The organism is Lysobacter sp. 5GHs7-4, assembly GCF_021284765.1.
Classification (GTDB): Bacteria; Pseudomonadota; Gammaproteobacteria; order Xanthomonadales; family Xanthomonadaceae; genus Lysobacter.
In genome coordinates this window covers 2062784-2087179 of sequence record NZ_CP089924.1, presented here as the reverse complement: position 1 = coordinate 2087179, position 24396 = coordinate 2062784, and the positions used below count along the sequence as shown (strand labels likewise).

Sequence of the window (24396 nt, the reverse complement as noted above, 5' to 3'; positions counted from 1 at the left end):
CGTCGGGCGATGGTTCGGTTGCGATTGCGATCCTGATTGCAGCTTGAGTCCCCTCTCCCGCTTCGCGGGAGAGGGGCTACGGACCCTCGCTTTGGATCAGTTCTTGCGGTTGATCTCAGCCCACAGCGTGCTGCTCATGCCGAACAGCTTGATGAAGCCCTCGGCCTCCGCCACGCCCCAGTCCGCGGCCTGCGCATAGGTCGCGCCCTTGGCGTTGAGGATGTGCGGCGAGCTGATCGCGACCGCATCGACCACGCCGCCGGACGTTTCCAGCACCACTTCGCCGTTGACGGTGGACTGCGAACTGGCCAGGAAGGCCTCCAGGTCGGTCTTGAGCGGATCGTGGAAGAAGCCTTCGTAGACCAGCTCCACCCACTTGCGCGCCACGTCCGGCTTGAAGCGATTCTGCTGCTTGGTCAGCACCGCTTCTTCCAGCGCGCGATGCGCGGTCAGCAGCGCGATCAGGCCCGGCGCCTCGAAGATGATCCGGCCCTTGAGGCCGATCGTGGTGTCGCCGGTGTACAGGCCGCGGCCGACGCCGTACTGCGCGAACAAGCCGTTGAGCTTGGCCAGCAACACGTGTCCGGCGATCTTCTCGCCATCCAGCGCCACCGCCTCGCCGTTCTCGAAGCGGATCGCGACCTTCAGCGGCGCCGCCGGCCACTCGGCGCGCGGCTTGCACCAGCCGCGCGCGCCCTCGCCCGGCGCCTGCCAGCGGTCGATCTCGCCGCCGGACATGGTCAGACCGAGCAGGTTCTCGTTGATGGTGTAGGCCTTCTGCTTGGCGCGCACGCCGAAGCCGCGCTCCTCCAGATACTTCTGCTCGTAGGCGCGCACCTCGGTGTGCTCCTTCTGGATTTCGCGGATCGGCGCGACGATCTCGTAATCGCCCAGCGCCTTCACCGCCAGGTCGAAACGCACCTGATCGTTGCCCATGCCGGTGCAGCCGTGCGCGATCGCCTTGGTGCCCAGCTCGGCGGCGCGCGCGAGCGCGGCTTCGACGATCAGATAGCGGTCCGACACCAACAGCGGGTACTGCCCCTGATAGCCCTCGCCGGCCCACACGAAGGGCTTGACGAAACCCGACCAGATCGCCGGACCGCCGTCGACGGTGACATGGCTGGCCACGCCCAACTCGGCCGCGCGCTGCTCGATGAAGGCGCGCTCCTCGGCGTCGACGCCGCCGGTGTCGGCGAACACGGTGTGCACGGCCCAGCCGCGCTCCTGCAGATAGGGCACGCAGAAGCTGGTGTCGAGGCCGCCGGAGAAGGCGAGGACGATGTCTTTGCTCATTTCTGTCTCTCTTGTCTTTGCCCCCTCCCCCGCGCGCGGGGGAGGGTTGGGGTGGGGGCAAACGAATGCGATGGAGGTTGCGAAGCGAGGGCGAACAGCGCCCTCACCCCAACCCCTCTCCCGCTTGCGGGAGAGGGGCTTCAAGCGGTTACTGGCCGATCAGCGCCGCCATGATCGCCTTCTGCACGTGCAGGCGATTTTCCGCCTCGTCGATGGCGATGCACTGCGGCGAATCCATCACCGCGTCGGTGGCCTTGACGTTGCGGCGCAGCGGCAGGCAGTGGCTGAACACGCCGTTGTTGGTCAGCGCCATCTTGGCCTCGTCGACGATGAAGTGCTGGTACTGGTCGCGGATGGGCTTTTCCGGGCCCCAGTTGCCGAAGTACGGCAACGCGCCCCAGCTCTTGGCGTAGACCACGTCGGCGCCGGTGTAGGCGCTTTCGATATCGTGGCTGACGGTGAGCGAGCCGCCGCTCTCGGCGACGTTCTGCTCGGCCCAGCCCATGTAGCGCTCGTCCAGCACGTACTCCGGTGTGGGGCACAGCAGGGTCACGTCCATGCCCAGGCGGGTGGCGATGGTCAGCGCCGAATTGGCGACCGCGGTGTTGAGCGGCTTGGGATGGTAGGTCCAGGTCAGCACGTACTTCTTGCCGCGCAGGTCGCTGGTGCCGAAATGCTCCTGCAGCGCCAGCGCGTGCGCGAGCTCCTGGCAGGGATGGGTGATGGTCTCCATGTTGATCACCGGCACCGGCGAGTACTTGGCGAAGCTGGCCAGCACCTTGTCCTGGCGGTCGTTGGCCCAGTCGACGAACTTCGGGAACGCGCGCACGCCGATCAGGTCGACGTAGCGGCCCAGCACCCGGGCCACCTCGGCGATGTGCTCCTCGGTGTCGCCGTCCATGACCGTGCCCAGCTCGAACTCGATCGGCCAGGCGTCCTTGCCCGGCTGCAGCACCACGGCGTGGCCGCCGAGCTGGAACGCGCCCAGCTCGAAGCTGGTGCGGGTGCGCATGGACGGGTTGAAGAACACCAGCGCGATCGACTTGCCTTTCAACTGGTCGCCCAGCTTGCTGCGCTTGAACGCGGCGGCCTGCGCCAGCAGCGCGTCGAGGTCGGCGCGCGACCAGTCCTGGGTGTTGAGGAAGTGCTTGATCATGGGCGGTGTCGTTGGGCGTCGGTCTGGATCGGTGGGGGGGAGGCCGGGAAACGCGGTGGCGGATTTCGCGGCGGCTGGTTTTACGAGGGACGAAAACAAAAAAGCCCAGCGCTAAGGCTGGGCTTTTCGTGTGTGTGGCTTGTTACACGAACGACGGCGAGCACCGTCACCCAGCGGATTGGCAGGGCAACGGTCGGCGCGCGCGCGAGGTCATGCCCGCCGCCATGTAGGCGGAGGTGAGGACGTCGGCGTCGGCGCGCAGGTGGGTCATTAGGGGGCGAATGCTCGCATGCGGCCCCCGGCGGCGCAAGTCGAAAACGGGGCCTGGCTTATGCCGGATCGGCATCAGCGCGAGTTGAGCGGGGCCACCACCGGGGTCACGGCGACCCGGATGCGCAGCCGGTTGCCCGGGTCTTCGGGCAGCCGCGAGCGGTATTTGGAGCCCTTGTAGACGTAGTCCACGTCGTAGGCGATGGGCTGACGGAACTCGCGCTCCACCGGCACCGAGCGGCAGTTTTCGGCCGCCGCCGCGGCCTGACGCTCGCGCTCGTGGCGGTCGCGGGTCAGCACGTCCTTGACCGCGCCGACCATGCGCGACAGGCGCGAATCCTCGCTGGCGGGCTTGGGACTCTCGCAGCGCTTCTCGATGCTGGTCGCGGTGAGGGTCTGGTAGACCGGCGTCACGCGCAGCACCTGGGCGTACTCGTAGCGCACGTTCTCGGCCTGGATCACCGTCGTGCTCTGCGCGGACGCCGCACCGGCCCAAAGGGCTGCGGTGGCGCCGGCCAGCAACATCAGGACTGCCAGGTAAGGACGGGGGTTCATCGCGCTCGCATCGGTTCCGTGAACAAATTGTAAGGACCGGAGTGTAGCCACGACCTGAATCAACCCTCCAGTCCCGGACGGATCGGCACCGGCCCCGCATCGATTCTCATTCCGAACACGGCCGCCGAGCGGGCGCTGCGAGCCCGATCGGGATCGCGCGGGCCTGAGCTGAGGCGCAGCCGCTGCGCCTGCCGCTAGAATGGCCCAAACCATAGCGTGACCCCATGAGCCTGCATCTCTACAACAGCCTGACGCGACGGGTCGAGCCGTTCGTACCCATCGATCCCGCCCGCCCGACCATGTACGTGTGCGGGCCGACGGTCTACAACTACGTGCACATCGGCAACGCCCGCGGGCCGGTGGTGTTCGGCGTGCTCGCCGACCTGCTGCGCCGCCGCCATGGCGGCCTGGTCTATGCGCGCAACATCACCGACGTGGACGACAAGATCAACGCCGCCGCCGCCGAGCAGCGGGTGCCGATCTCGGCCATCACCGACCGCTTCGCCGCGGCTTATCGCGAGGACATGGCCGCGCTAGGCGTGCGCGCGCCGGACCTGGAACCGGCCGCGACCGCGCACATCGACCAGATCATCGCCATGATCCAGCGCCTGATCGAGAACGGCCATGCCTACGCCGCCGAGGGCCACGCCCTGTTCGCGATCGGCAGTTTCGACCGTTACGGCAAGCTGTCGCGCCGCGATCCGGAGGAAATGCTGGCCGGTGCGCGCGTCGAGGTGGCGCCGTACAAGCGCGATGCCGGCGACTTCGTGCTGTGGAAGCCGTCCAGCGACGACCTGCCCGGCTGGGATTCGCCCTGGGGCCGCGGCCGCCCGGGCTGGCACATCGAATGCTCGGCGATGGCCGCCGCCCACCTGGGCGAAACCATCGACATCCACGCCGGCGGCGTCGACCTGCAGTTCCCGCACCACGAGAACGAAATCGCGCAGAGCGAATGCGCGCACGGCGGCAAGGTCTTCGCCCGCCACTGGCTGCACAACGGCATGCTGAATTTCGGCGGCGCCAAGATGTCCAAGTCGCTGGGCAACATCGAGAAGGTCCACGACCTGGTGCGTGCGCATCCGCCCGAGGCGCTGCGCTATGCCCTGCTCTCGGCGCATTACCGCCAACCGCTGGACTGGTCGGACACGCTGGTCGAGCAGAGCGTGCGCACGCTGGACCGGTTGTACGGGACGTTGCGCGACCTGGCCGACGTCGAGGTCGACGGCATCGAGATTCCGGCCGCGATCGAGGCCGCGCTGGACGACGATCTCAGCACGCCGCAGGCGCTGGCCGAGATCGCCCGCATCGCCGCCGAGGCGCGCAAGGCCGAGGGCGACGAGCGCGCAGCGCGCAAGCGCGAACTGCTGGGCGCCGGTCTGGCCCTGGGACTGCTGCAGCAGGACCCGGCGGCCTGGTTCGCGCGCGGCGCCGACGGCGGCGACGATGCCCGCATCCAGGGTCTGATCGACGAGCGCGCCGCGGCCAAGAAGAACCGCGATTTCGCGCGTTCCGACGCGATCCGCGATCAGCTGGCCGCGGAAGGGATCTTGCTGGAGGACACGCCGCAGGGAGTGCGGTGGGTGAGAAGGCGCGCTTAGCACCTGCCCTATCGGCAGGTGCTGCGCCTTCGAACGCCCGGCCATGGATGGCCGGGCCGGACCAGCCGAAGCGGTTATAGCGGCGCCATGGATGGCGACGACGCACACTAGGAAGCGACGCGCGCGCTCCACCACACCCCACCCTCGCGCACCGGTGCGGTTCGCCTCCGGCTCACCGCACCCTACGAATGCGCGTGACGTCAAAAGCAAATCCCCCTCAATCCCTCTTTTTTCAAAGGGGGAAGCGCTCCGCTCACTTCCTCGGTGCGCGTGGTCCTACCGCTTCCTCGTTGAGGAAGGCCGAGCAGGACTCGCTCTCGAGTCGCGACGCGGCCCAGCCGCCCCACAGCACCACCCCAGCTACGCAGCGTTCCGCCCGTTCACGCGCGCGAAGCGTAGAATGCGCAGGCAATGAACGCGATCGCCGTCCCCGTCTCCCCCTTCCCGCTGGAACCCACCGCCGCGCAGGCCCAAGCCGCGATCCGCGAGGAGTTCGGCTACTTCGCCGACTGGTCCGAGCGCTATCAGTACCTGATCGACCTGGGCCGCAAGCTGCCGGCGCTGCCCGAGGAATGGAAGACCGAGGAGCACCGCCTGCACGGCTGCCAGTCGCTGGTATGGATCGTCGCCCAGGGCGATGCGCAGCGCCTGGATTTCCACGCCATCAGCGATTCGGCGATCGTGTCCGGGCTGATCTATTTGGCCTTGCGGGTCTACTCCGGCCGCAGCGCCGCCGAGATCGCCGCCACCGAAGCCGACTACATCGCCGAGATCGGCCTGACCAAGCACCTGTCGCCGACCCGCAGCAACGGCCTGACCGCGCTGCTGGGCTTCATCCGCGACCAGGCCCGTCGGCGGCTGTGAACGAAGCGGCGACCGCCCCCGAGCCGTCGCTGCTGCATAACCGCGGTTTCGTCGGCCTGCTGGTCTATCGCCTGCTGGCGATGATGTCCTACCAGATCGTCGCGGTGACGGTCGGCTGGCATATCTACAAGCTCACCAACGACACCCTGGCGCTGGGCCTGATCGGCCTGACCGAGGTAGTGCCCTACTTCTGTTTCGCGCTGTTCGCCGGTTACGCGGTCGACCACCTGCCGCGGCGCAAGCTGGGCATGTTCGCTTGCCTGGGCCTGTTGCTAACCACGCTGATGCTGGCCGGCGTGGCCAGCGGGCACCTGCCCGCGGGCGCGTTCGGCATCGGCACGCTGACCATCTATGCGGCGATCGCGATCAACGGCGTGGTGCGCGCGTTCCTGTCGCCGGTCTACATGTCGCTGTTCGCGCGCGTGCTCAAGCGCGAGCAGTTCGCGCGCGGCGCCGGCGTGGGCAGCGTGGTGATGCAGACCGGCCTGGTGGTCGGTCCGGCGCTGGGCGGCGGGCTGATCGCCTGGGGCGGCGTGACCTCGGCCTATCTGACTTCGGCCGCGTTCGCGCTGGCGGCGGCGATCGCGATCATTTCCCTGCGCGTGACCGAGCCGGCGCCGGCGGCCGAGCGCGCACCGGTGTTCAAGAGCATCGGCGAAGGCCTGCGCTTCGTGTTCAACAACCAGGTCGTGCTGGGCGCGCAGGCCCTGGACATGTTCTCGGTGCTGTTCGGCGGCGCGGTGGCGCTGCTGCCGGCCTTCATCCACGACGTGCTGCATTACGGGCCGGAGGCGCTGGGCATCCTGCGCGCCGCGCCGGCGGCGGGCGCGGTGCTGATCGGGCTGTGGCTGGCACGGCATCCGCCGCAGAAGAACGCCGGCCGCCTGCTGCTGTACGCGGTGGCCGGTTTCGGCCTGTGCATCATCGGCTTCGCGCTGTCGCGCCAGTTCTGGCTGTCGGCGACCATGCTGCTGCTGTCGGGCATGTGCGACGGCGTGTCGGTGGTGCTGCGCTCGACCATCCTGCAGTTGTCGACGCCCGACGAAATGCGCGGACGGGTATCGTCGATCAACGGCATCTTCATCGGCTCCTCCAACGAGCTGGGCGCGTTCGAGTCGGGCGTGGCCGCGCGCCTGCTGGGGCTGGTGCCGTCGGTGGTGTTCGGCGGCTGCATGACCCTGGCGGTGGTCGCGGCGACGGCGAAGCTGGCGCCGAAGTTGCGGCGTTTGAATCTGCGGGATTTGCAATAGGGGTGGCTAAGAGCGAATCCCCCTCAATCCCCCTTTTCCAAAGGGGGACGCTAAGAGCCGGTGCCGTGCCCGAACGCCAAATCTCAGCGGCGGGTCTTCCCCCTTTGAAAAAGAGGGATTGAGGGGGATTTGCTTTCATTCGCCCCAACGAAAAAGCCCCGCTCGCGCGGGGCTTTTCGCGTAACGCATCGAACCGCGGACCTCAGTCGCCCATCTGCTTCTGCAGATGCTCCCAACGCTCCTGCGCATCGATGGTGCGCTCGGCGGTGAGGCGGGCTTCCAGGCGCTCCAGGCCGATCTCTTCGCCGGTGTCGACGCAGAAACCGTAGTCGCCCGAATCGACGCGCTTGAGGGTGCTGTCGATCTTGCTGATCAGCTTGCGGTAACGGTCGCGGGTACGCAGTTCCAGCGAGTTCTCGGTTTCGCGGGTCGCGCGCTCGGCTTCGTCGCCGACGTCGCGGACTTCGTCCTTGAGGTTCTCGATGGTCTGCTTGGACTCCTCGACCAGGTCGCCGCGCCAGCTCAGCAGACGCTGGCGGAAGTACTCCAGCTGCAGCGGGCTCATGTACTCCTCGTCCGCGGCCGGGCGGTAGCCCTGCGGAACGATGGGGCGGCCGGTGGCGTCGTCGGTCTGGTACGGGACGACCTTCACCTTGCCCTTGGGCGCGGGCGCCTGGGGCTTGGCGGCCACGGCCACGGCGACCTTGCCCACGGGGCGGGTCGCGGCGGGCTTGGCGGCGGGGGTCGCAGCGGCGGGGGATTTGCTGGAGGCTGGTTGGGTCACTGTGCTCTTTGCGGGTGCGTTCTTGCTCGCGGGCGCCGCCACCGGTGCGGTCTTGGTCGGCGGGCTCGCGGCGGGTTGCTTGACGACGGTGGGCTTGGGCTCTGGCTTCCTTGCCGCGGCCGCCGGGGCCACCACGGGTTTCTTGACCGCGGCCTTACTGGCCGCGGCGGTCTGCTTGACCGGCGCGGCGGGCTTGGCCGCGGGCTTCTTTACGGGCGCCGCCTTCTTGGCGACGACCGGCGATTTCTTGGCTGCGGGCTTCGGCGCGGGCTTCTTGACCGGCGCGGCCTTCTTGGCGGGCTGCTTCGCGGCAGGCGCCTTCGCGGCCGGTTTCTTGGCTGCGGGCTTGGCGACCGGCTTCTTGGCGGCGACCTTGGCCGCGGGCTTCTTCGCCGCCGGCTTCTTGGTCGCGGTTTTGCTGGCCGCAGTCTTGGAGGAGGCGGCCTTCTTCACGGCCGGCTTGACGGTCTTCTTGGCCGCCTTGGCGGCCTTCTTCGCAGGTTTTTTCACTGCCACGAGCGGCTTGTCCTTCTATTCCCTGAGGGAACTCCCGGACCGTTCCGGAAGCTTCGCGAACCGCGAGGTCCGCTCGGCGATCAAATACACAAATGCGCGACCGCCGCAAGCGAAATCGACCGTTACCGGCATTTTCCGCCTCGTCAGGCCAACCCCGTTACGGGTCCGCCCGGCCTTGCCTTGCGCCTGCCTTGTGAGAGGAAAGCGCGCTGTTATACCCTGCCCCGACTACTGCGGCAACCGCAATCCGACACCGGTCTCCCGCATTAAGGAAACGCGCGTTTAGTGGAAAAGTGATCGACCGCCTCCTCATCGTCCTGCTACGCGGTTACAAGCGCTGGATCAGTCCACTGCTGGGGCCGCGTTGCCGCTTCTATCCGACCTGCTCGGAGTACGCGATGCAGGCGATCGCCCGTTTCGGCGCCTTCAAGGGCAGCTGGCTCGCCTTGCGGCGGATCCTGCGCTGTCATCCCCTGCACCCTGGCGGCCACGATCCGGTGCCGCCCCTGGACCCCGGAAAGCACTCATGCCATCGACACTGATCGTCAACGCCCGCCTGGTCAACGAAGGTCGCGAGTACGACGGCGACCTGCGCATCGAGGACGGCCGCATCGCCCAGATCGGCGCGGGCCTGTCCGCGCGCGACGGCGAGGCGGTGGTCGACGCCGCCGGCCGCCGCCTGCTGCCGGGCATGATCGACGACCAGGTCCACTTCCGCGAGCCCGGCATGGAGTACAAGGCCGACATCGCGACCGAGTCGGCCGCGGCGGTCGCCGGCGGGCTGACCACGTTCATGGACATGCCCAACACCAATCCGCCGACGCTCAACGCCGATGCGCTGGAGGACAAGTACCGCCGGGCCGCCGGCCGCGCCTGGGGCAATTACGGGTTCTACCTGGGCGCCAGCAACGACAATCTGGAAGCGATCCAACGCCTGGATCCGCGCACCGCGCCGGGCGTGAAGGTGTTCATGGGCGCGTCCACCGGCAACATGCTGGTCGACGACCCGGTCACCCTGGACGCGATCTTCCGCGACGTGCCGACGCCGATCATCACCCATTGCGAAGACACGCCGATGATCGACGCCGAACTGGCCCGCTACAAGGCCAAGTACGGCGACGACATTCCGGCCGAATGCCACCCCGATATCCGCTCGCGCCAGGCCTGCAAGAAGTCCACCGAGTTGGCGATCTCGCTGGCGCGCAAGCACAACACGCGTTTGCACGTGCTGCACATCAGCACCGCCGACGAGTTGGCGCTGTTCCAGCCCGGCCCGATCGAGGGCAAGCGCATCACCGCCGAGACCTGCATCCACTTCCTGCGCTTCGACCGCGCCGACTACGCCGCGCTGGGCCACCTGATCAAGTGCAATCCGGCGATCAAGGACGCCAGCGACCGCGAGGCGCTGATCCGCGCGGTGGCCGAGGACGTGATCGACGTGCTGGCCACCGATCACGCGCCGCACACGCTGGAAGAGAAGGCGCGGCCGTACACCTCGGCGCCCAGCGGCCTGCCGCTGGTGCAGTACGCGCTCAACGCCGCGCTGGAGCTGGTCCACGAGGGCCATCTGAGCACCGCGCAGGTGGTGAACAAGTTCGCCCATGCGCCGGCCAAGCTGTTCGATGTCGAAGGCCGCGGCTTCCTGCGCGAGGGCTACGCCGCCGACCTGGTGCTGATCGACGACACGCCGTTCACGGTGCGCCGCGAGGACGTGCTGTCCAAGTGCGGCTGGTCGCCGTTCGAGGGCCGCACCTTCCATTCGCGCATCGCCTCGACCTGGGTCAACGGCGTACTGGCCTGGGACGGCGCGCGCCTGGTCGGCGCGGCCAACGGACAGCGCCTGGCGTTCGCGCGATGAGGCCTTGCGCGGTCGCGCTGGCGACGCTGGCGCTGGCCGTGTGCGCGGCGGCTCCGACCGTCTCGGCGCAGCAGTCCACAGCACCGGTCGCGACGCCCGCCGCCGACGGCGTCGACGCGCGCGTGGTGTTTCCCGCTTCGGTGCAGCAGGGCGCGATGGTGATCGGCAAGGTGCCGGCCGGCGCCAGCGTGCGCTACGGCGCGCGCACGCTGCGCGCCACGGCGTACGGATCGGTGGTGTTCGGCATCGGCCGCGAACAGGCCGCGCCGGTGGAGGTCGAGGTGATCGACGCGCAAGGCCGCAGCCAGCGCGTGAGCATCGCGGTGACGCCGCGCGACTGGCCGATCGAACAGATCAACGGCGTGCCGCCCAAGACCGTGAACCCGCCGCCGGAGATCGCCGAGCGCATCCGCCGCGAACAGGCCCTGGTCACGGCCGCGCGCGACCGCGACGACGAGCGCGCCGATTTCGCCCAGGCCTTCGTGTGGCCGGTGCGCGGCCGCATCAGCGGGCGCTTCGGCAATCAGCGCGTGTACAACGGCCAGCCCGGCAGCGCGCATTCGGGCATGGACATCGCCGCCGCCAGCGGCACGCCGGTGCTGGCGCCGGCCGCCGGCGTGGTCACCTTCGCCGCGCCCGACCTGTACCTGACCGGCGGCACCCTGCTGCTGGATCACGGCCACGGCATCAGCTCCAACTTCCTGCACCTGTCGCGCATCGACGTGAAAGTCGGCGACCGCATCGCCCAGGGCCAAGTCGTGGGCGCGGTCGGCGCGACCGGCCGCGCGACCGGGCCGCACCTGCATTGGGGCATGAACTGGTTCGACGTGCGCATCGACCCGCTGCTGGTGCTGGAACGCGGCGACGCGGTGCGCGCGGGCGGCAAGTAGAACGAGACCGTTCAGCGCCCGCGGCGGCGCTAGTGCACCAGTTCCTGCACGCGCGAGGCGGTGTGCCCGGTCACGCGATCGCGGCCGGCCGACTTGCTCGCGTACAGCGCCGCGTCGGCGCGTTCTAGCAGATGCTCGGCGGTTTCCTCGTGCAGCAGTTCGGCCACGCCCACGCTGAGGCTGGCCGCCAGCAGGCGGCCGTCGATCGACAAGGGCCGGCAGTTCACCGACGAGCGCAGGTTCTCGGCCACGCCCAGCGCTTCGCGCAGTTGGGTATCGGGCAGCACCACCAGGATTTCGTCGCCGCCGTAGCGGCCGAACAGGTCGTAGGTGCGCAGGCGGTTGCGCGTGCGCAGGGAAATGATGCGCAGGGTCTGGTCGCCGACGCGGTGGCCGTGCTCGTCGTTGATGCGCTTGAAGTGGTCGACGTCGAAGAACACCACCGACAGCGGCCGCCGGCTCTTGTGCGCGGATTCCACCGCGGCCTTGAGCCTAGCCTCGATCGCCGGCCGCGTCATCGCGCCGGTGAGCGCGTCGTAGGTGGCCAGGCGACTGGCCTGGTCGCGGTCGCGGCGCAGCTGCTGCAGTTTGTCGGACAGGCCGATCATCAGCACCAGCCCGCCCATCGCGAAGCCCAGCGGGAAGGCGTAGTCCATCCATTCCGGGTTGCCCCACCAGTCCATCACCCCGGCGAAGCGCAACGCGGTCAGGACGAACATCGGCGTCCACGACAGCAGTAGAAAGTAAGCCTCGCGTTGCCGCCGCAAGGCGCCGACCGCGCCGGCCACCATCACGATCGCGTAGCCCGCCAGCAGCACGAAGTTGGCCGCCACCGCGATCAGCGGCGCGACCGTGGCCAGGGTCACCAGCATCAACAGCACGATCGCGACGTTGCAGCCCATCAGCACCCGCATCAGCCGCGGCTGGGTCTGGCGCAGACTCAGGTAATGGGCCAGGAAGGCGTTGCTGGCCAGCACCGCGATCAGGCCGAACATGCGGCCGGTGCGGATATCGTCGCTGACCAGTATCGACAGCCAGGGGATCGCGCGCGCCTCGCCGCCGTAGCTGATCAGGTACAGCAGTTGCGCGATCAGGGTCAGGCCCAGCATCAGGTAGCTGCGTTCGCCAATGCCGGCCCAGAACCCGAACGCGAGCACGGCCATCACGACCATCGAGGTGATCACCGCGCTGCGCCAGGCGACGTGCGTCATGTCCTTGCTGTGCACCAGCGCCAGCGGTTCGATCGAGGCGGTCATCGGCAGCGGGGTCAGCGATTGCACGCGCAGGTACACCGATTCGCCGGCGACGATGCCGTGCGGCAGCGGCACCACCAGCGCACGCATGGACACGCTGCTATCGGCGCCGTTGCCGAGCAGCGCGCGCGGCACCGGCAGCGGCGAGCCCGGCAGCCAGACCTCGACGCGGTTGAGATGCGGCGAGCGCAGCACCAGCTGCGGCTGGCTGGCGGCGCTCTGATCGCGGCGCGCGCTCAGCCGCCACCAGCGCGGCTCGCGGCTGCGCTCGCGGATGGACAGATCGGATACGGCGACGAAGCGGTCGTCGAAGTCGCCGGCCAGCACCTGCACCGGCAAGGGGTCGGAATCCAGGCGCGAAAGCTCCAGCGACTGCGCCGGCGCGGCCGCCGCCACTAGTAGGCCCAACCAGGCCAACACGGCCTGCCAACCACGACGCGAGGGTTTCCCCATAACCCGCCCCGGCACCCTGCAACATTTCGAGCATAGCCCAACGGGCGTGACCGCGTGCACGGTTTTGCGCCGTTTGGCGGGCCTGCAGCGCCGATCGGCACCCGGAAGTGGGGGTGCTGGCGTCTTAGGGTGGCGGTTGTTTGCGCTGGGGGGAGGAACGGCGCTGGCGGGAAGGCGGTTGCTGCCGGGCCGGCCGGGGGGATGAGGGCGCCCGCGTGGTGGAAGCACTGCCGCGCTTGAAAAGCGAATCCCCCTCAATCCCCCTTTTTCAAAGGAGGAAGACCAGCGCTGTGCCCTTCGGCAAAGGGAGACAGGCGGCGGGAGGTGCGGAGCTTTTACAGGCTACGCGGCCGGCAAGACGCGCCCCGATCGTAAGGCGGTCATCGAAGCTGCGTCCTGCAACCGAGGGGCGCTACCGCGACTACGCGCAACAGACCGCTGCACCGGCGCCTGCGGCCGCGCTCAGTCGCGCGCGGCGCCCTGCCCGGTCACGCGCGCGACGGCGTCGTGCGCGTGCAGGCTTTCGTAGTGCGAGACCTGCGCTTCGTAACGATCGATGCGCGGGTCGGCCGACAGCGCGGCCGCCACGCGGCGCGCGGCGTCCTCGCAGAACATCAGGTTCTCGGCGTTGAGGCGCGCGAACGCCTGTTCGTCCTCGCGCTTGACCGCGGTCTGCACCGGCGTACCTAGGGCCTGCTCGATGGCGTCGATCAACGCGGTCAGCGGCAGTTCGTCGAACGCCGGACGCAGCTCGACGCGGATGTCGGCGCGGCTGCGCTGCGCATGCGGGGTGGCGGCCAGGCCGCGCTCGGACGCCAGCCACTCGCCGACCACGGCGGTCGACAGCGGCCGCGCGGCGGCGAAGTCCTCGACGAAGCGTTCGGCGTTGAGCTGGCGCGACAGCGCCGCCGAAGCCGGACAGGTGCTGGAGTACTCGACCGCGAAACGCAGGCCCAAGTGCAGATGGCCTTCGCGCAGGGTCGCGTCGATCTCGACCGGATAGCGCTTCCAGCCGGCATTGGCGCTGGCCAGAGCCGGCCGCAGCAGCAGTTGTTCGTAACGCAGCACCAGGCGCGCGGCGCTGGAAATGCCGCCCTGGCCCTCGATCAGGGCCTGCAGCACGCGGCGCAGGCCGGCCGGGGTCAGGGTCTCGCTGGCGAAGGCATCCTGCAGCTGCAGGTACATGCGCGACATGTGGATGCCACGCGCGTCGGCGTCGCGCAGGTCCACCGAGACGTCCACCGAGGCGGCGACCTGGATCGTGCCGTTGTGAGCTGGCTCGCCATGGCCGGAGGCCACGCGCAGCGGCAGGGCGATGTTGGACATGCCGACCCAGTCCAGCGGACGCGCCGCGGCGGCGGCGTCGAAGGCGACATCGGGGAGGCGGCGCGGAGTGGAGGTATGAGTGGTCACGACAGCTTCGATGGGGCGGCGTGGGGGACCGCAACGGGCACCATTCTACCGGCCGCGCCGCGCCCGCCCCTGTCCGGGGCTGAAACGCTGTGTCTGCGCGGCCCGGCTTGGGCGCGCCGCGGCCGGCGCCTACCTGCCGCGACCGGCTTAGCGCCGGCCGCGCGCGCCGCGCCAGCCGCTGAGCAGCGCGCGCCAGGGCGACAGCGGCCGGGCCGCGTCGCCGCCGCGCAGGCGTGCCGACGCCAACGCGGCCCACAGCCGGCGCGGCACGGTCGCCGCCGGCGGTTTCGGCCAATGCGCGTGCAGATCCCGTGTCCAGACGGCGATCGCGGCGTCCTCGCCCGCCTGCGCGAGCACGCTCAGCGGCACGGCGCTGGCGCCCTCGTGGGCCAGGCGCGCGTGCAGCAGGCCGGCGGCGACCACGGCGTTGTCGCCCTCGCCCGCCTGGGTTCCGAACAGCGCCGCATCGACGGCGGCCAGCGCGCCCGCGTAGGTGCGCAGCTGGCCGATCGCGTCGTCGCGGTCCAGCGGGCGTTCGCGTGTGTCCAGCAGCGTCGGCAGCGCCGCGGCGAGCGCGGCCCAGGGCGCGGGACGGCGTTGCAGGGTTTGCCCCAGCGGGTGCCGGCGCCGGCCCAGCGACCAGCCTTGCAGCTCTTCCAGCCACCAGCCCAGCTTGAGTTCGCCCGGACGCGCGTCGCGGCCGCCCCAGGCGGCGTCGGCCAGTTCCTGCTGCAGCGCGGCCCAGGCCAGCGCGGTCTCGCGTTGCGCGGCCGGCACGAAGGTTTCCGCCAGCGCCCACTCCGGCCAGCGCGCGCGCCACTTGCCGATGAAGCTGGCCAGGGCATCGTCGGGCGCGTGCGCGCCCTCGTCGGACGCCGGCGCGCCGTCGGTCTGCGGGCTCATCGCCCGTGCGGCCAGGCCGCCGCGGCGCACAGGGTCTGCGGCGCTTCGATCATGCGGTCGCCCTGCCAGGCGATCGGGTCGTCCTCGGCCAGGCGATAACCCCACAACGCGACCACCGAGGCCATGCCGGCGGCGCGCGCGGCGATGATGTCGCGTTCGTCGTCGCCGACGTAGACGCAGTCCGCGGGCGCGATGCCGATGCGTTCGGCGGCCACGAGCAGCTGCAGCGGATCGGGCTTGCGCTTGGGCAGGGTGTCGCCGCCGATCAGCACCGCGCAGCGCGATTCCCAGCCCAGCAGCGGCATCAGCAGCTGCGCCAGGTACTCGGGCTTGTTGGTGACGATGCCCCAGACGCTGCCGGCCGCTTCCAGTTCGGCCAGCATCGCTTCGATGCCTTCGAACGGCCCGCTGTGCTTGCCGAGCTCTTGTTGATACAGATCGAGGAAGGCCTGCAGCCAGCCGCTGCGCTCCTCCATCGCCACGTCCGGGAACGCCGCCGCCAGCATGGCCTGCCCGCCGCGCGACACGTGTGGGCGCAGCTGCGACAGCGGCATCGGCGCGTCGCCGCGCGCGGCGCGCATGACGTTCAGCGCGGCCAGCATGTCCGGCGCACTGTCGAGCAAGGTGCCGTCCAGGTCGAACAGCACCGCCTTGGGAAAACGCACCGCGGCTTCGTGGTTCATGCCGTCTCCGGCTTGCGCGCGCAGGCCAGGTAATTGACGTCGGTGCGCGCGATCACGCGCGCGGCGTTGCGCCAGGGTTCGTACATCAATCCGCTGACGTCCTCCAGTTGCATCTGCGCGCCGCGCAGCCAGGCCGCCAGTTCGGACGGCTTGATGAAATCGCGGTACTGGTGGGTGCCCTTGGGCAGCACGCGGGCGACGTACTCGGCGCCGACGATGGCCAGCGCGAACGCGGCCGGCGTGCGGTTGAGCGTGGACAGGAACAAGCGACCGCCCGGCTTCAGCAGGCTCGCGCAGGCGCGCACGATGGCCGAGGGATCGGGCACGTGCTCGAGCATTTCCATGCAGGTGATGGCATCGAAACTGCCCGGCTGTTCGGCCGCCAGCGACTCCACCGACTGCAGGCGATAGTCCACGCGCACGCCGGTTTCCAGCTTGTGCAGGCGCGCCACCTTGAGCAGTTCCGGCGCGAGGTCGATCGCGACCACATCGGCGCCGGCGCCGGCCAATGCTTCGCTGAGCAGCCCGCCGCCGCAGCCGACGTCGAGCACGCGCGCGCCGCTGAGCGCGGTGCGTTCGGCGACATAGCCCAAGCGCGCCGGATTGAGCGCGTGCAGCGCCTTCTGCGGACCCTGCGGATCCCACCAGCGGTTGGCGAGGGCGCCGAACTTGTCGAGTTCGGCCTGGCTGAAGTTGTCGTCGCCGCCGGCCTGGGCCGGCTCGGACGCGCTGCCGTGTGCGTTCATTGGGTTGCCTGTACGAATCTTGTAGGGGACGGCGCCGGGCTCAGCGTCCGAGCGCGGCGATGCGACCGCGCCATTGGCGCGCGTTGGAGATCAGCGCCGGCATATCGATATCGACCAACACACGCTCGCGCAGCTTGGCCGCGCCGGCGATCCAGACGTCGCTGACCTGATGGCGGCCGGTGGCGTAGATCAGCTGCGAGACCACATGGTGCAGCGGCTGGGTTTCCAGCTGGCCCAGGTCGACGCAGACCAGATCGGCCTGCTTGCCGATCTCGATCGAACCGATCTTGGCCTCGAAGCCCAGCGCGCGCGCGCCGCCCAGCGTCGCCGCGCGCAGCGCGCTGAACGCGTCCAGCGCCGAGGCGTCGTCGGCCACCGCCTTGGCCAGCAGCGCCGCGGTGCGGGTTTCGCCGAACATGTCCAGGTCGTTGTTGCTGGCGCAGCCGTCGGTGCCGATGGCCAGGTTGACGCCGGCGCGCTGCAGCTTGCAGGCCGGGCAGAAGCCCGAGGCCAGCTTGAGGTTGGATTCCGGGCAATGCACCACGCTGACGCCGCGCTGCGCGCACAGCTCGATCTCGGCATCGGTGAGCTGGGTCATGTGCACCGCGATCAGGCGGTCGGTGACCAGACCCAGGCGGTCCAGCCGCGCCAGCGGGCGCTGGCCGTGCAGCTTGATCGAGTCGGCGATTTCCTGCGCGGTCTCGTGGGTGTGCAGGTGCACCGGCAGGTCGAGCTGGTCGGCGAGCATGCGGATGCGCTCGAAGTTCGCATCGTTGACCGTGTACGGCGCGTGCGGCGCGAACGCGGTGGCGACCAGCGGATCGTCGCGCCACAGGTCGTGGACCTCGCCGGCGCGGTCGAAATATTCGTCGGCGCTCTTGGCCCAGGCGGTCGGGAAATCGATCACCGGCAGGCCGACGCGGGCGCGGAAGCCGTGACGCTTGTAGACGGCGGCCTGCACGTCCGGGAAGAAGTAGTTCTCGTTGGCGCAGGTGGTGCCGCCGCGCAGCATCTCGGCGATCGCCAGGGCGATGCCGTCCTCGACGAACTGCGGCCCGATCACCGCCGCCTCGACCGGCCAGATGTGGCCCTGCAGCCATTCCATCAGCGGCAGATCGTCGGCGATGCCGCGCAGCAGGGTCATCGGGTTGTGGGTATGGGCATTGACCATGCCCGGGATCAGCGCCGCGTCCGGGCGCGATACGGTTTCGGCGGCGCGGTAACGGGCGCGCGCCTCGGCGATGGGCAGCACGTCGACGATGACGCCGCCGCGGATCGCCACGGCATGGTCCTCCAGCACTACCGCGTGCGGTTCGACCGGAACCACCCAGCCCGCTTCGATCAACAGGTCGCAGGCGTTGGCTGGGGTATCGATGGTCATCTGCGCTCCTGTGCATCCGGGCCGGGCGGCCAGGACGCTATTTTGGCCGAAGCGGGGGATCTTTGCTGGAGCGATGGGGCGTGGGGCTGGGCGCATGCACACGCCGCGTTCCCGATGCCGTCATTCCGGCGTAAGCCGGAACCCATTTCGATTTTGCTCCTTGACCATGACGTTGCGGGTGGGCCGGCAACGGCAACATGGGTTCCGGCTTGCGCCGGAATGACGGTGGTTGGGGTCGTCGGAACGGGTTGGTTTGGGCTCGCCGTGAAACCACCCCAACGTCATTACCGCGAACGTGGGCTCTGCCTTACTTCGGCGGAGCCGAACACCCAGGGCTTCGTCCGGGCAGAGCGCCGGGTTTCGCGAGGAGGATTTCGCGCGAGTCAGAGTTAGGTCGCGGGCTCGACCCGCTTTCGCGGCGACTGGGTTGAAGGACGACGCAACGGTGGACGCCCGGCCCGAGCGCCAGCGCTCGGGCGTTCGGTCGTGCGCGAGCCAGTGGCTCGCAAGCGGCACGCCCTCACCCCCGCCTACGCGGGGATGACGTCCGGCAAAGCGTGGGCCGCTGCGCGGCAGCGGGGTGCGCGCTGAAGGCGCTGGATCCCCGCCTACGCGGGGATGACGTCCGGCAAAGCGTGGGCCGCTGCGCGGCAGCGGGTCGCGCGCTGAAGGCACTGGATCCCCGCTTTCGCGGGGATGACGATCCGGCAAAGCCGTGGCCGCTATGCGGCCACGGGCCGGATCGTCACTTCACTCGGCTGACGTACTCACCCGAGCGGGTGTCGACCTTGATGATTTCTTCCTGGCCGACGAACAGCGGCACGCGCACCACCGCGCCGGTTTCCAGCGTGGCCGGCTTGCCGCCGCCGCCGGAGGTGTCGCCGCGCACGCCGGGGTCGGTCTCGGTGATCTTGAGCTCGACGAAGTTCGGCGGCTGGACCGCGATCGGCACGCCGTTCCACAGCGTCACCACGCACTCTTCCTCGCCCTTGAGCCACTTCTCGGCGCCGCCCATGCCGGCCTTGTCGGACTGGACCTGCTCGAACGACTCCTGGTTCATGAAGTGCCAGTACTCGCCGTCGGAGTACAGGTACTGCATGTCGGTGTCGACCACGTCGGCCTGCTCGACGCTGTCGGTGGCCTTCATGGTCATTTCGACCACGCGGCCGGACTTGATGCTGCGGTACTTGACGCGGGTGAAGGCCTGGCCCTTGCCCGGCTTGACGTACTCGGTCTCGGTGATGATGCACGGGTCGTTATTGACCAGGATCTTCTGTCCGGTCTTGACGTCGTTCATGCCCAAGCTGGCCATGCTGAAACTCCTGCGAATTTTAAGAATGAGGCGGTTGCGCCCGTCGGATCGCGAGGCCCCGACGGGTCGGGGCCGCCGCGCCGGCGGCGGGAGGCTAGAATGTCGGGCTGCGTCTGTCACCGCCGCCATCAGGCCGGGTGGGACGCGAACGGGACCGGCACCGGGAACCCCCGGGACGCCCGCCCCACAAACCGTATCCATACAAGCTAGCCCCGCATGATACCCGCAGCCCCGGCCTCCATACAGCCGCAGCCCCTAGAGCGCTCCGTCGCGCCCCCGCGCTGGCAGACGCTATGGCGCGACGCGGTGCGCGATCCGCGCGAGCTGCTGGGCCTGCTGGGGCTGGACGGCGTCGCGGCCGGGGTCTCCGAGGCCGCCGCCGCGCAGTTCCCGCTGCGGGTGCCGCGCGGCTTCGTCGCCCGCATGCGCGCCGGCGACCCGCACGACCCCCTGCTGCGCCAGGTCCTGCCGCTGGACCAGGAGCTGCGGCCCATGCCCGGCTACGCCCTGGACGCGGTCGGCGACGGCTTGGCGAAGGCCGGCGACGGGGTGATCCGCAAGTACCGCGGCCGCGCCCTGCTGGTGACCACCGGCAGCTGCGCCATCCATTGCCGCTACTGCTTCCGCCGCCACTTCCCCTACGCCGAGGAAACCGCGGCCGCGGCCGGCTGGCGCGGTGCGATCGAGCTGATCGCGGCCGACCCGGGCATCGACGAGGTCATCCTGTCCGGCGGCGACCCCTGGTCGCTGGCCACACCCAAGCTGGCCGAGCTGACCGACGCCCTGGCCGCCGTGCCCCACCTCAAGCGCCTGCGCATCCACACCCGCCTGCCGGTGGTCCTGCCCGAGCGCGTCGACGCGCCCCTGCTGGCCTGGCTGCGCGCCCTGCCCTGGCCGGTGACGGTGGTGCTGCACGCCAACCACGCCCAGGAGTTCGACGCCTCCGTGGACGCGGCCCTGGCTGCCCTGCGCGCGACCGGCGCGGTCCTGCTCAACCAGGCCGTGCTGCTGCGCGGCGTCAACGATAGCGTCGAGGCGCTCGCAGATTTGAGCGAGCGTGGTTTCCACGCCGGCGTACTGCCGTACTATCTGCATCAACTCGATCGTGTGCAGGGGGCTGCGCACTTCGAAATCGACGACGAACGCGCCCGCGCGTTGCATCGTGCGCTGGCCGCGCGGCTTTCTGGCTACCTGGTTCCAAAACTGGTGCGAGAGATCGCCGGAGATCCTGGAAAGCGACCGCTGTAACGCGGTTCGCATGGACTCCGGCACGGCCTTCGTGTCATAAACGCGGGCCACGGAGGTGGTGAATGCAATTCGGCAAAGACATGGTGCTGCGCCTGCTGATCGTCGACGACAGCGTCGAAGCGGCGGAAGCCATCGTCAGCGGCCTGCGCAACAGCGGCATCGCCGTGCGCCCGTCGCGTCCCGAGAACGAAGCCGAGCTGGCCACCCAGGTCGGCCAGGCCCAGGACCTGGTGTTGGCCGCGCGCGACGCGCGCAACGTGCCGCTGGCCAAAGTCATGCAGCAGGTCGACAGCACCGGCAAGGACCTGCCGGTACTGGTGCTGCTGGACAACGTCGACGACACCCGCCTGCTGGAAGTGCTGGCCCTGGGCGCGCGCAGCGTGATCCTGCGCGGCCACACCGACCACATACAAAATGTGGTCCGCGCCGAATGGGCCGACCTGGAAGCGCGCCGCTCGCTGCGCCGCCTGGAAGCCCAGGTGCGCGAGACCGAACGCCGCTGCGACAGCCTGATCGATTCCTCGCGCGAGCCCATCGCCTACATCCACGAAGGCATGCACATCCGCGCCAACGCGGCCTACCTGGACATCTTCGGGTTCGAGTCCTTCGAGGAAATCGAGGGCATGTCGCTGCTGGACATGGTCGCGCCCGGCCAGGTCGACGGCTTCAAGCAACTGCTCAAGCAGCTGTCCAAGGGCGAACCGCCGCCGCCGCGCTACGAGACCGAGGCGCGCGCGCTGGACGGCAGCAGCTTCGCCGCGATCATGGAATTCACCCCCGCCAGCTACGAAGGCGAGCAGTGCCTGCAGGTGATCCTGCGCCGCCAGGAGTTCGATCCCGAACTCGCGCGCGAGGTCGAGGCCCTGCGCCAGCGCGACCAGGTCACCGGCCTGCTCAACCGCGCCACCTTCCTGCGCGCGCTCGAGGACGCGGTCTCCGACGCCGCCCAGAACAACACCCACCACGGCCTGCTGCTGATCGAGCCGGACCACTACGCGCGCCTGCTGCAGGAAATCGGCCTGGACGCGTCCGACGAGCTGATCGCCGCGTTCGGCGAGCGCCTGCGCACCATGATCGGTCCCGACGACGTCGCCGCGCGCTTCTCCGAGCACCAGTTCGCCGTGCTCACGCCCAACTGCGACTACCACGCGACCGCCGCCCTGGCCGACCGCCTGCGCACCGCATTCGCCGATCACGTGCTGGAAACGCCCAGCCGCTCGCTCAACACCACCGTCAGCATCGGCGGCGTGCAGATCGGCGAGAAGATCGCCAGCGTCACCGCCGTGCTGGGCAAGGCCAGCCAGTGCGTGCAGTCCAGCATCGGCGTCGGCGGCAACCGCACCGAACTGTTCGACCCGGGCGCGGCCGACCGCGCCGAGTCCGAACGCGTCGAAGCCTGGGTCACGCGCATCCGCGACGCGCTCGACGCCGACCGCTTCCTGATGAACTACCAGCCGCTGATCAATCTCCACGGCGAGCCGATGGAGATGTACGAGGCCTACCTGCGCATGCAGGGCGAGCCGGGCGAGCTGGTGCAGCCGCTGACCTTCCTGCAGATCGCCGAGGAACACGGCCTGCTGTGGGAAATCGACCGCTGGGTGGTCGGCAAGGCGATCCAGGTCATCGGCGAACGCCTGCGCGCCGGCAAGCGCACCCTGCTGCTGGTCAAGATCACCCAGGCCTCGCTGCAGGACGAAAGCCTGCTCCAGCACATCGAAGAGCAGCTGGCGCGGCAAAACGCCGAAGGCGGCCTGCTGGTGCTGCAGCTGCCCGAGTCCAAGGTCTTCACCCACCTGCGCGCGGCGCAGGAGTTCCAGGCCCGGGTCGCGCGTTTCGGCGTGCGCGTGGGGCTGGAGCAGTTCGGCTCGGGCCTGAACTCGTTCCAGATGCTCAGCCATTTCGACGCGTCCTTCCTCAAGATCGACCGCGCCTTCATGGAAGACCTGCCCAGCAATCCCGACCACCAGCAGCGCATCCGCGAGATCGCGGCCAAGGCGCGCGAACTGGGCAAGCAGACCATCGCCGAGTTCGTCCAGGACGCGGCCAGCATGTCCTTCCTGTTCGCCGCCGGCATCGACTACGCCCAGGGCCACTTCCTGGCCGCGGCGGGTCCGGACATGGACTACGAGTTCTAAGGAACTCGTAGCGCCACCGCAAAGCAGGCCTATTGCAGCCTCCCTTTGCATTCAGAGGGAATGCCTTTGCGCCCCCATAAAAAAGCGACAGCACCGCCTTAGCCTCCCCCTTTGAAAAAGGGGGACTGAGGGGGATTTGCTCTTTGCGCGAGCCCCAACGCATCCCGCATGACGACGATGCGGTTATCACCGCATCCTACGAACGGCCTTGGCCTCCCCTTTGAAAAAGGGGGATTGAGGGGGATTTGCTCTTACGCGCGAACGCGATCGCTCAGCAACCCGCCCGCAAGCCGCTCTCAGCGCCCCTGCTTGCCCGCCACCGCATACAAATGCACCGGCTTGATCGCCGCGCGCGCGATCGTGCCCTTGGCCTCCAGATCCAACTGCACCGCCTTCAGCCACCAGCCTGCGGTTTTGCCCTGCGGAAACAAAGCCTCCGGCAGCGCCGGCAGCAAGGCGGCTTTCGCGTCCGCCACCGTCATGCCCGGCGCCTTGCGCGGCAGCACCGACAGCAGCGCCGCGCGCATCGCCTCGTACTTGGCGCGATCCACGCGCTCGGTGCGGCCGGGCGTGTTGACGTTGCGAATCTCGATCTTGTCCTCAGGCATCGATCTTCTCCGCCACCTCGATCTTCGGATTCCTGAAGCCCATGCCGACCCAGGCCGCGAACAACTTGGCGTAGAACGCCACCGTGTGCGTCTTCAGATTGGGCAGGTCGTCCGGCAACGCCGATGCGTCGTCCAGATCGCCGGTCATGGTGCGCAGGGTCGGCCGCGGCCGCGCGGCCGGCGGCCACAGCTGCAGGTACAGGCTCAGCCAATGCGCGCCCTTCATTTCCAGGAACAGCGGCGTGTTGCAGCAGCGCGCGACCACGCGCCGCGAACCCGCGTCCGGCGTCAGCCGGAACTCGCCCAAACGCTCGGCGCCGGACAGGAAACGGATGCGGTCCTTGCGGTACTCCGCACTCGCCGTCGCGCCGTACGGCGTCAGCAGGGACGCGGCGCCGGGCAACGCGGCCAGGCGCGCGGCGGCGGCGCGGCAGCTGTCGCACAGGCATTCGGACACCAGAATCGGTGCGCCCTGCACTTCCAGGCGGGTGTGGCCGCAGGCGCAGCCCAGGGTGATGGCGTTCATGCGGCTCGCTCCCGTGCGACATCGAACAACTGGCGGATGTAGCGGTCGAGGTGATCCAGGCTTTCGCGCGCGAGTTCGGGATCGTTGCCGGCCTTGGCCAGCACGAAACCGCCCTGGATCACCGTCTGCGTGTAGCGCGCCAGGCTCTGCGCGCTCCAGTCGCGCGCGACGATGCCGCGATCGCGGCGCGCGGCCTCGATGTCGGCCTCCAGGGTCGCGGTGTGGCCGAAGATGCTGCGGCCGCAGGCCTCGCGTATCTCCGGCGCGCTGGCGTAGACCTCCTGCGCCAGCGTGCCGACCAGGCAGGTGAACTGCGCGATCTCGCCGGCGGTGATCGCCTTGCGGAACGCGACATAGGCCAGCACGCGGTCCAACGCATCGGCCGGTGCGTGATACGGCGCGGCAGCGAAGAAGGCGGTGGTGGTCTCGGCCCAATAGTCGGCCGCGGCCACGCCCAGCGCGTCCTTGTTGGCGAAGTGATGGAAGAACGCGCCCTTGGTGACGCCGGCCGCCAGGCAGAGTTCGTCGACCGTGGTCGCCGCATAGCCCTGGGCGCGAATCAGGTCGCGCGCCGCTTCCAGCAGCCGGATTCGCGCGCCGCCGCGTTCTGGGGACTGTTTGGTGGGTCTGGCCATGACCCAAACATACCAAATGGTTGGTATGTGTCAATAGGCCGGGCGAAGTGCGCTACGGCCCGCGCC

General features: G+C 69.3%; 22 protein-coding genes. 8 read left to right on the top strand and 14 right to left on the bottom strand.

The window, feature by feature from the left end; genetic code table 11:
- Window positions 1-96: 96 nt before the first annotated feature.
- From LVB77_RS09410 to LVB77_RS09400, 3 genes are all read right to left on the bottom strand, one after another.
- The gene (locus LVB77_RS09410; RefSeq protein ID WP_232909865.1) at window positions 97-1293 is read right to left on the bottom strand and encodes an argininosuccinate synthase; all 1197 of its coding nucleotides are present in this window, start codon (window positions 1291-1293) and stop codon (window positions 97-99) included.
- 148 nt (window positions 1294-1441) lie between these two features.
- Window positions 1442-2449 carry an N-acetylornithine carbamoyltransferase gene (locus tag LVB77_RS09405; protein ID WP_232909864.1) on the bottom strand — a complete coding sequence of 336 codons (1008 nt, stop codon included), beginning with the start codon at window positions 2447-2449 and terminating at the stop codon, window positions 1442-1444.
- 345 nt (window positions 2450-2794) lie between these two features.
- Window positions 2795-3274: a hypothetical protein gene (locus LVB77_RS09400; RefSeq protein ID WP_232909863.1), complete on the bottom strand. Its 480-nt coding sequence runs from the start codon at window positions 3272-3274 to the stop codon at window positions 2795-2797.
- A 224-nt stretch (window positions 3275-3498) separates the two neighbouring features.
- Between LVB77_RS09400 and cysS the strand changes: the two genes are divergently transcribed.
- The 3 genes from cysS to LVB77_RS09385 all read left to right on the top strand — a co-directional run bounded on the left by cysS (window position 3499) and on the right by LVB77_RS09385 (window position 6986).
- Complete coding sequence (cysS, locus tag LVB77_RS09395) at window positions 3499-4872, top strand: cysteine--tRNA ligase (protein ID WP_232909862.1); 1374 nt, start codon at window positions 3499-3501, stop codon at window positions 4870-4872.
- Between the two features lie 411 nt (window positions 4873-5283).
- Window positions 5284-5736, top strand: a complete 453-nt coding sequence (locus tag LVB77_RS09390; RefSeq protein ID WP_232909861.1) for a SufE family protein — start codon at window positions 5284-5286, stop codon at window positions 5734-5736.
- A complete protein-coding gene (locus tag LVB77_RS09385) occupies window positions 5733-6986 on the top strand; it encodes an MFS transporter (protein ID WP_232909860.1) in 1254 nt (417 codons plus the stop codon). The genes LVB77_RS09390 and LVB77_RS09385 overlap by 4 nt, the downstream gene beginning before the upstream one ends.
- Window positions 6987-7188: 202 nt before the next feature.
- Here LVB77_RS09385 and dksA read toward each other — a convergent pair whose 3' ends face one another.
- A complete protein-coding gene (gene dksA, locus LVB77_RS09380; RefSeq protein ID WP_232909859.1) occupies window positions 7189-8286 on the bottom strand; it encodes an RNA polymerase-binding protein DksA in 1098 nt (365 codons plus the stop codon).
- Window positions 8287-8579: 293 nt separating this feature from the next.
- Between dksA and yidD the strand changes: the two genes are divergently transcribed.
- Genes yidD through LVB77_RS09365 form a run of 3 tightly spaced genes read left to right on the top strand, consistent with a single transcriptional unit; the run spans window position 8580 to window position 11034 of the window.
- Entirely contained in the window at window positions 8580-8828 is a 249-nt protein-coding gene (gene yidD, locus LVB77_RS09375) for a membrane protein insertion efficiency factor YidD (RefSeq protein ID WP_200943927.1), read from the top strand.
- Window positions 8813-10144: a dihydroorotase gene (locus LVB77_RS09370; RefSeq protein ID WP_232909858.1), complete on the top strand. Its 1332-nt coding sequence runs from the start codon at window positions 8813-8815 to the stop codon at window positions 10142-10144. Before yidD ends, LVB77_RS09370 begins: the two co-directional genes overlap by 16 nt.
- Window positions 10141-11034, top strand: a complete 894-nt coding sequence (locus LVB77_RS09365; protein WP_232909857.1) for a M23 family metallopeptidase — start codon at window positions 10141-10143, stop codon at window positions 11032-11034. Before LVB77_RS09370 ends, LVB77_RS09365 begins: the two co-directional genes overlap by 4 nt.
- A 29-nt stretch (window positions 11035-11063) precedes the next feature.
- Here the strand turns inward: LVB77_RS09365 and LVB77_RS09360 are convergent, their stop codons facing one another.
- From LVB77_RS09360 to efp, 7 genes are all read right to left on the bottom strand, one after another.
- Window positions 11064-12740, bottom strand: a complete 1677-nt coding sequence (locus LVB77_RS09360) for a GGDEF domain-containing protein (RefSeq protein ID WP_232909856.1) — start codon at window positions 12738-12740, stop codon at window positions 11064-11066.
- Window positions 12741-13202: 462 nt separating this feature from the next.
- The gene (folE2, locus tag LVB77_RS09355; protein ID WP_232909855.1) at window positions 13203-14153 is read right to left on the bottom strand and encodes a GTP cyclohydrolase FolE2; all 951 of its coding nucleotides are present in this window, start codon (window positions 14151-14153) and stop codon (window positions 13203-13205) included.
- Window positions 14154-14300: 147 nt separating this feature from the next.
- Window positions 14301-15056: a squalene/phytoene synthase family protein gene (locus tag LVB77_RS09350; RefSeq protein WP_232909854.1), complete on the bottom strand. Its 756-nt coding sequence runs from the start codon at window positions 15054-15056 to the stop codon at window positions 14301-14303.
- Window positions 15053-15739 carry a phosphoglycolate phosphatase gene (locus tag LVB77_RS09345; protein ID WP_232909853.1) on the bottom strand — a complete coding sequence of 229 codons (687 nt, stop codon included), beginning with the start codon at window positions 15737-15739 and terminating at the stop codon, window positions 15053-15055. Before LVB77_RS09345 ends, LVB77_RS09350 begins: the two co-directional genes overlap by 4 nt.
- A complete protein-coding gene (gene ubiG / locus LVB77_RS09340; RefSeq protein WP_232909852.1) occupies window positions 15736-16485 on the bottom strand; it encodes a bifunctional 2-polyprenyl-6-hydroxyphenol methylase/3-demethylubiquinol 3-O-methyltransferase UbiG in 750 nt (249 codons plus the stop codon). The genes LVB77_RS09345 and ubiG overlap by 4 nt, the downstream gene beginning before the upstream one ends.
- 40 nt (window positions 16486-16525) lie before the next feature.
- Entirely contained in the window at window positions 16526-17866 is a 1341-nt protein-coding gene (locus tag LVB77_RS09335) for a TRZ/ATZ family hydrolase (protein WP_232909851.1), read from the bottom strand.
- A gap of 745 nt (window positions 17867-18611) precedes the next feature.
- The gene (efp, locus tag LVB77_RS09330) at window positions 18612-19178 is read right to left on the bottom strand and encodes an elongation factor P (protein WP_232909850.1); all 567 of its coding nucleotides are present in this window, start codon (window positions 19176-19178) and stop codon (window positions 18612-18614) included.
- Window positions 19179-19394: 216 nt separating this feature from the next.
- Here efp and epmB point away from each other — a divergent pair, with 216 nt between their 5' ends.
- Together epmB and LVB77_RS09320 are read left to right on the top strand one after the other, a co-directional pair.
- On the top strand, window positions 19395-20426 hold the full coding sequence (gene epmB / locus LVB77_RS09325; protein WP_232909849.1) for an EF-P beta-lysylation protein EpmB: 1032 nt from the start codon (window positions 19395-19397) through the stop codon (window positions 20424-20426).
- A 62-nt stretch (window positions 20427-20488) separates the two neighbouring features.
- Window positions 20489-22561, top strand: coding sequence for an EAL domain-containing protein (locus LVB77_RS09320; RefSeq protein ID WP_232909848.1), 2073 nt, complete (start codon window positions 20489-20491; stop codon window positions 22559-22561).
- Between the two features lie 296 nt (window positions 22562-22857).
- On the opposite strand, the gene LVB77_RS09315 is transcribed toward LVB77_RS09320, so the two are convergent.
- From LVB77_RS09315 to LVB77_RS09305, 3 genes are read right to left on the bottom strand one after another with little or no spacing between them, the layout of a single operon-like run.
- Window positions 22858-23169, bottom strand: a complete 312-nt coding sequence (locus tag LVB77_RS09315) for a hypothetical protein (RefSeq protein WP_232909847.1) — start codon at window positions 23167-23169, stop codon at window positions 22858-22860.
- Complete coding sequence (locus LVB77_RS09310) at window positions 23162-23695, bottom strand: DUF6151 family protein (protein WP_232909846.1); 534 nt, start codon at window positions 23693-23695, stop codon at window positions 23162-23164. The genes LVB77_RS09315 and LVB77_RS09310 overlap by 8 nt, the downstream gene beginning before the upstream one ends.
- Window positions 23692-24330, bottom strand: a complete 639-nt coding sequence (locus tag LVB77_RS09305; protein ID WP_232909845.1) for a TetR/AcrR family transcriptional regulator — start codon at window positions 24328-24330, stop codon at window positions 23692-23694. The genes LVB77_RS09310 and LVB77_RS09305 overlap by 4 nt, the downstream gene beginning before the upstream one ends.
- Window positions 24331-24396 lie beyond the last annotated feature (66 nt).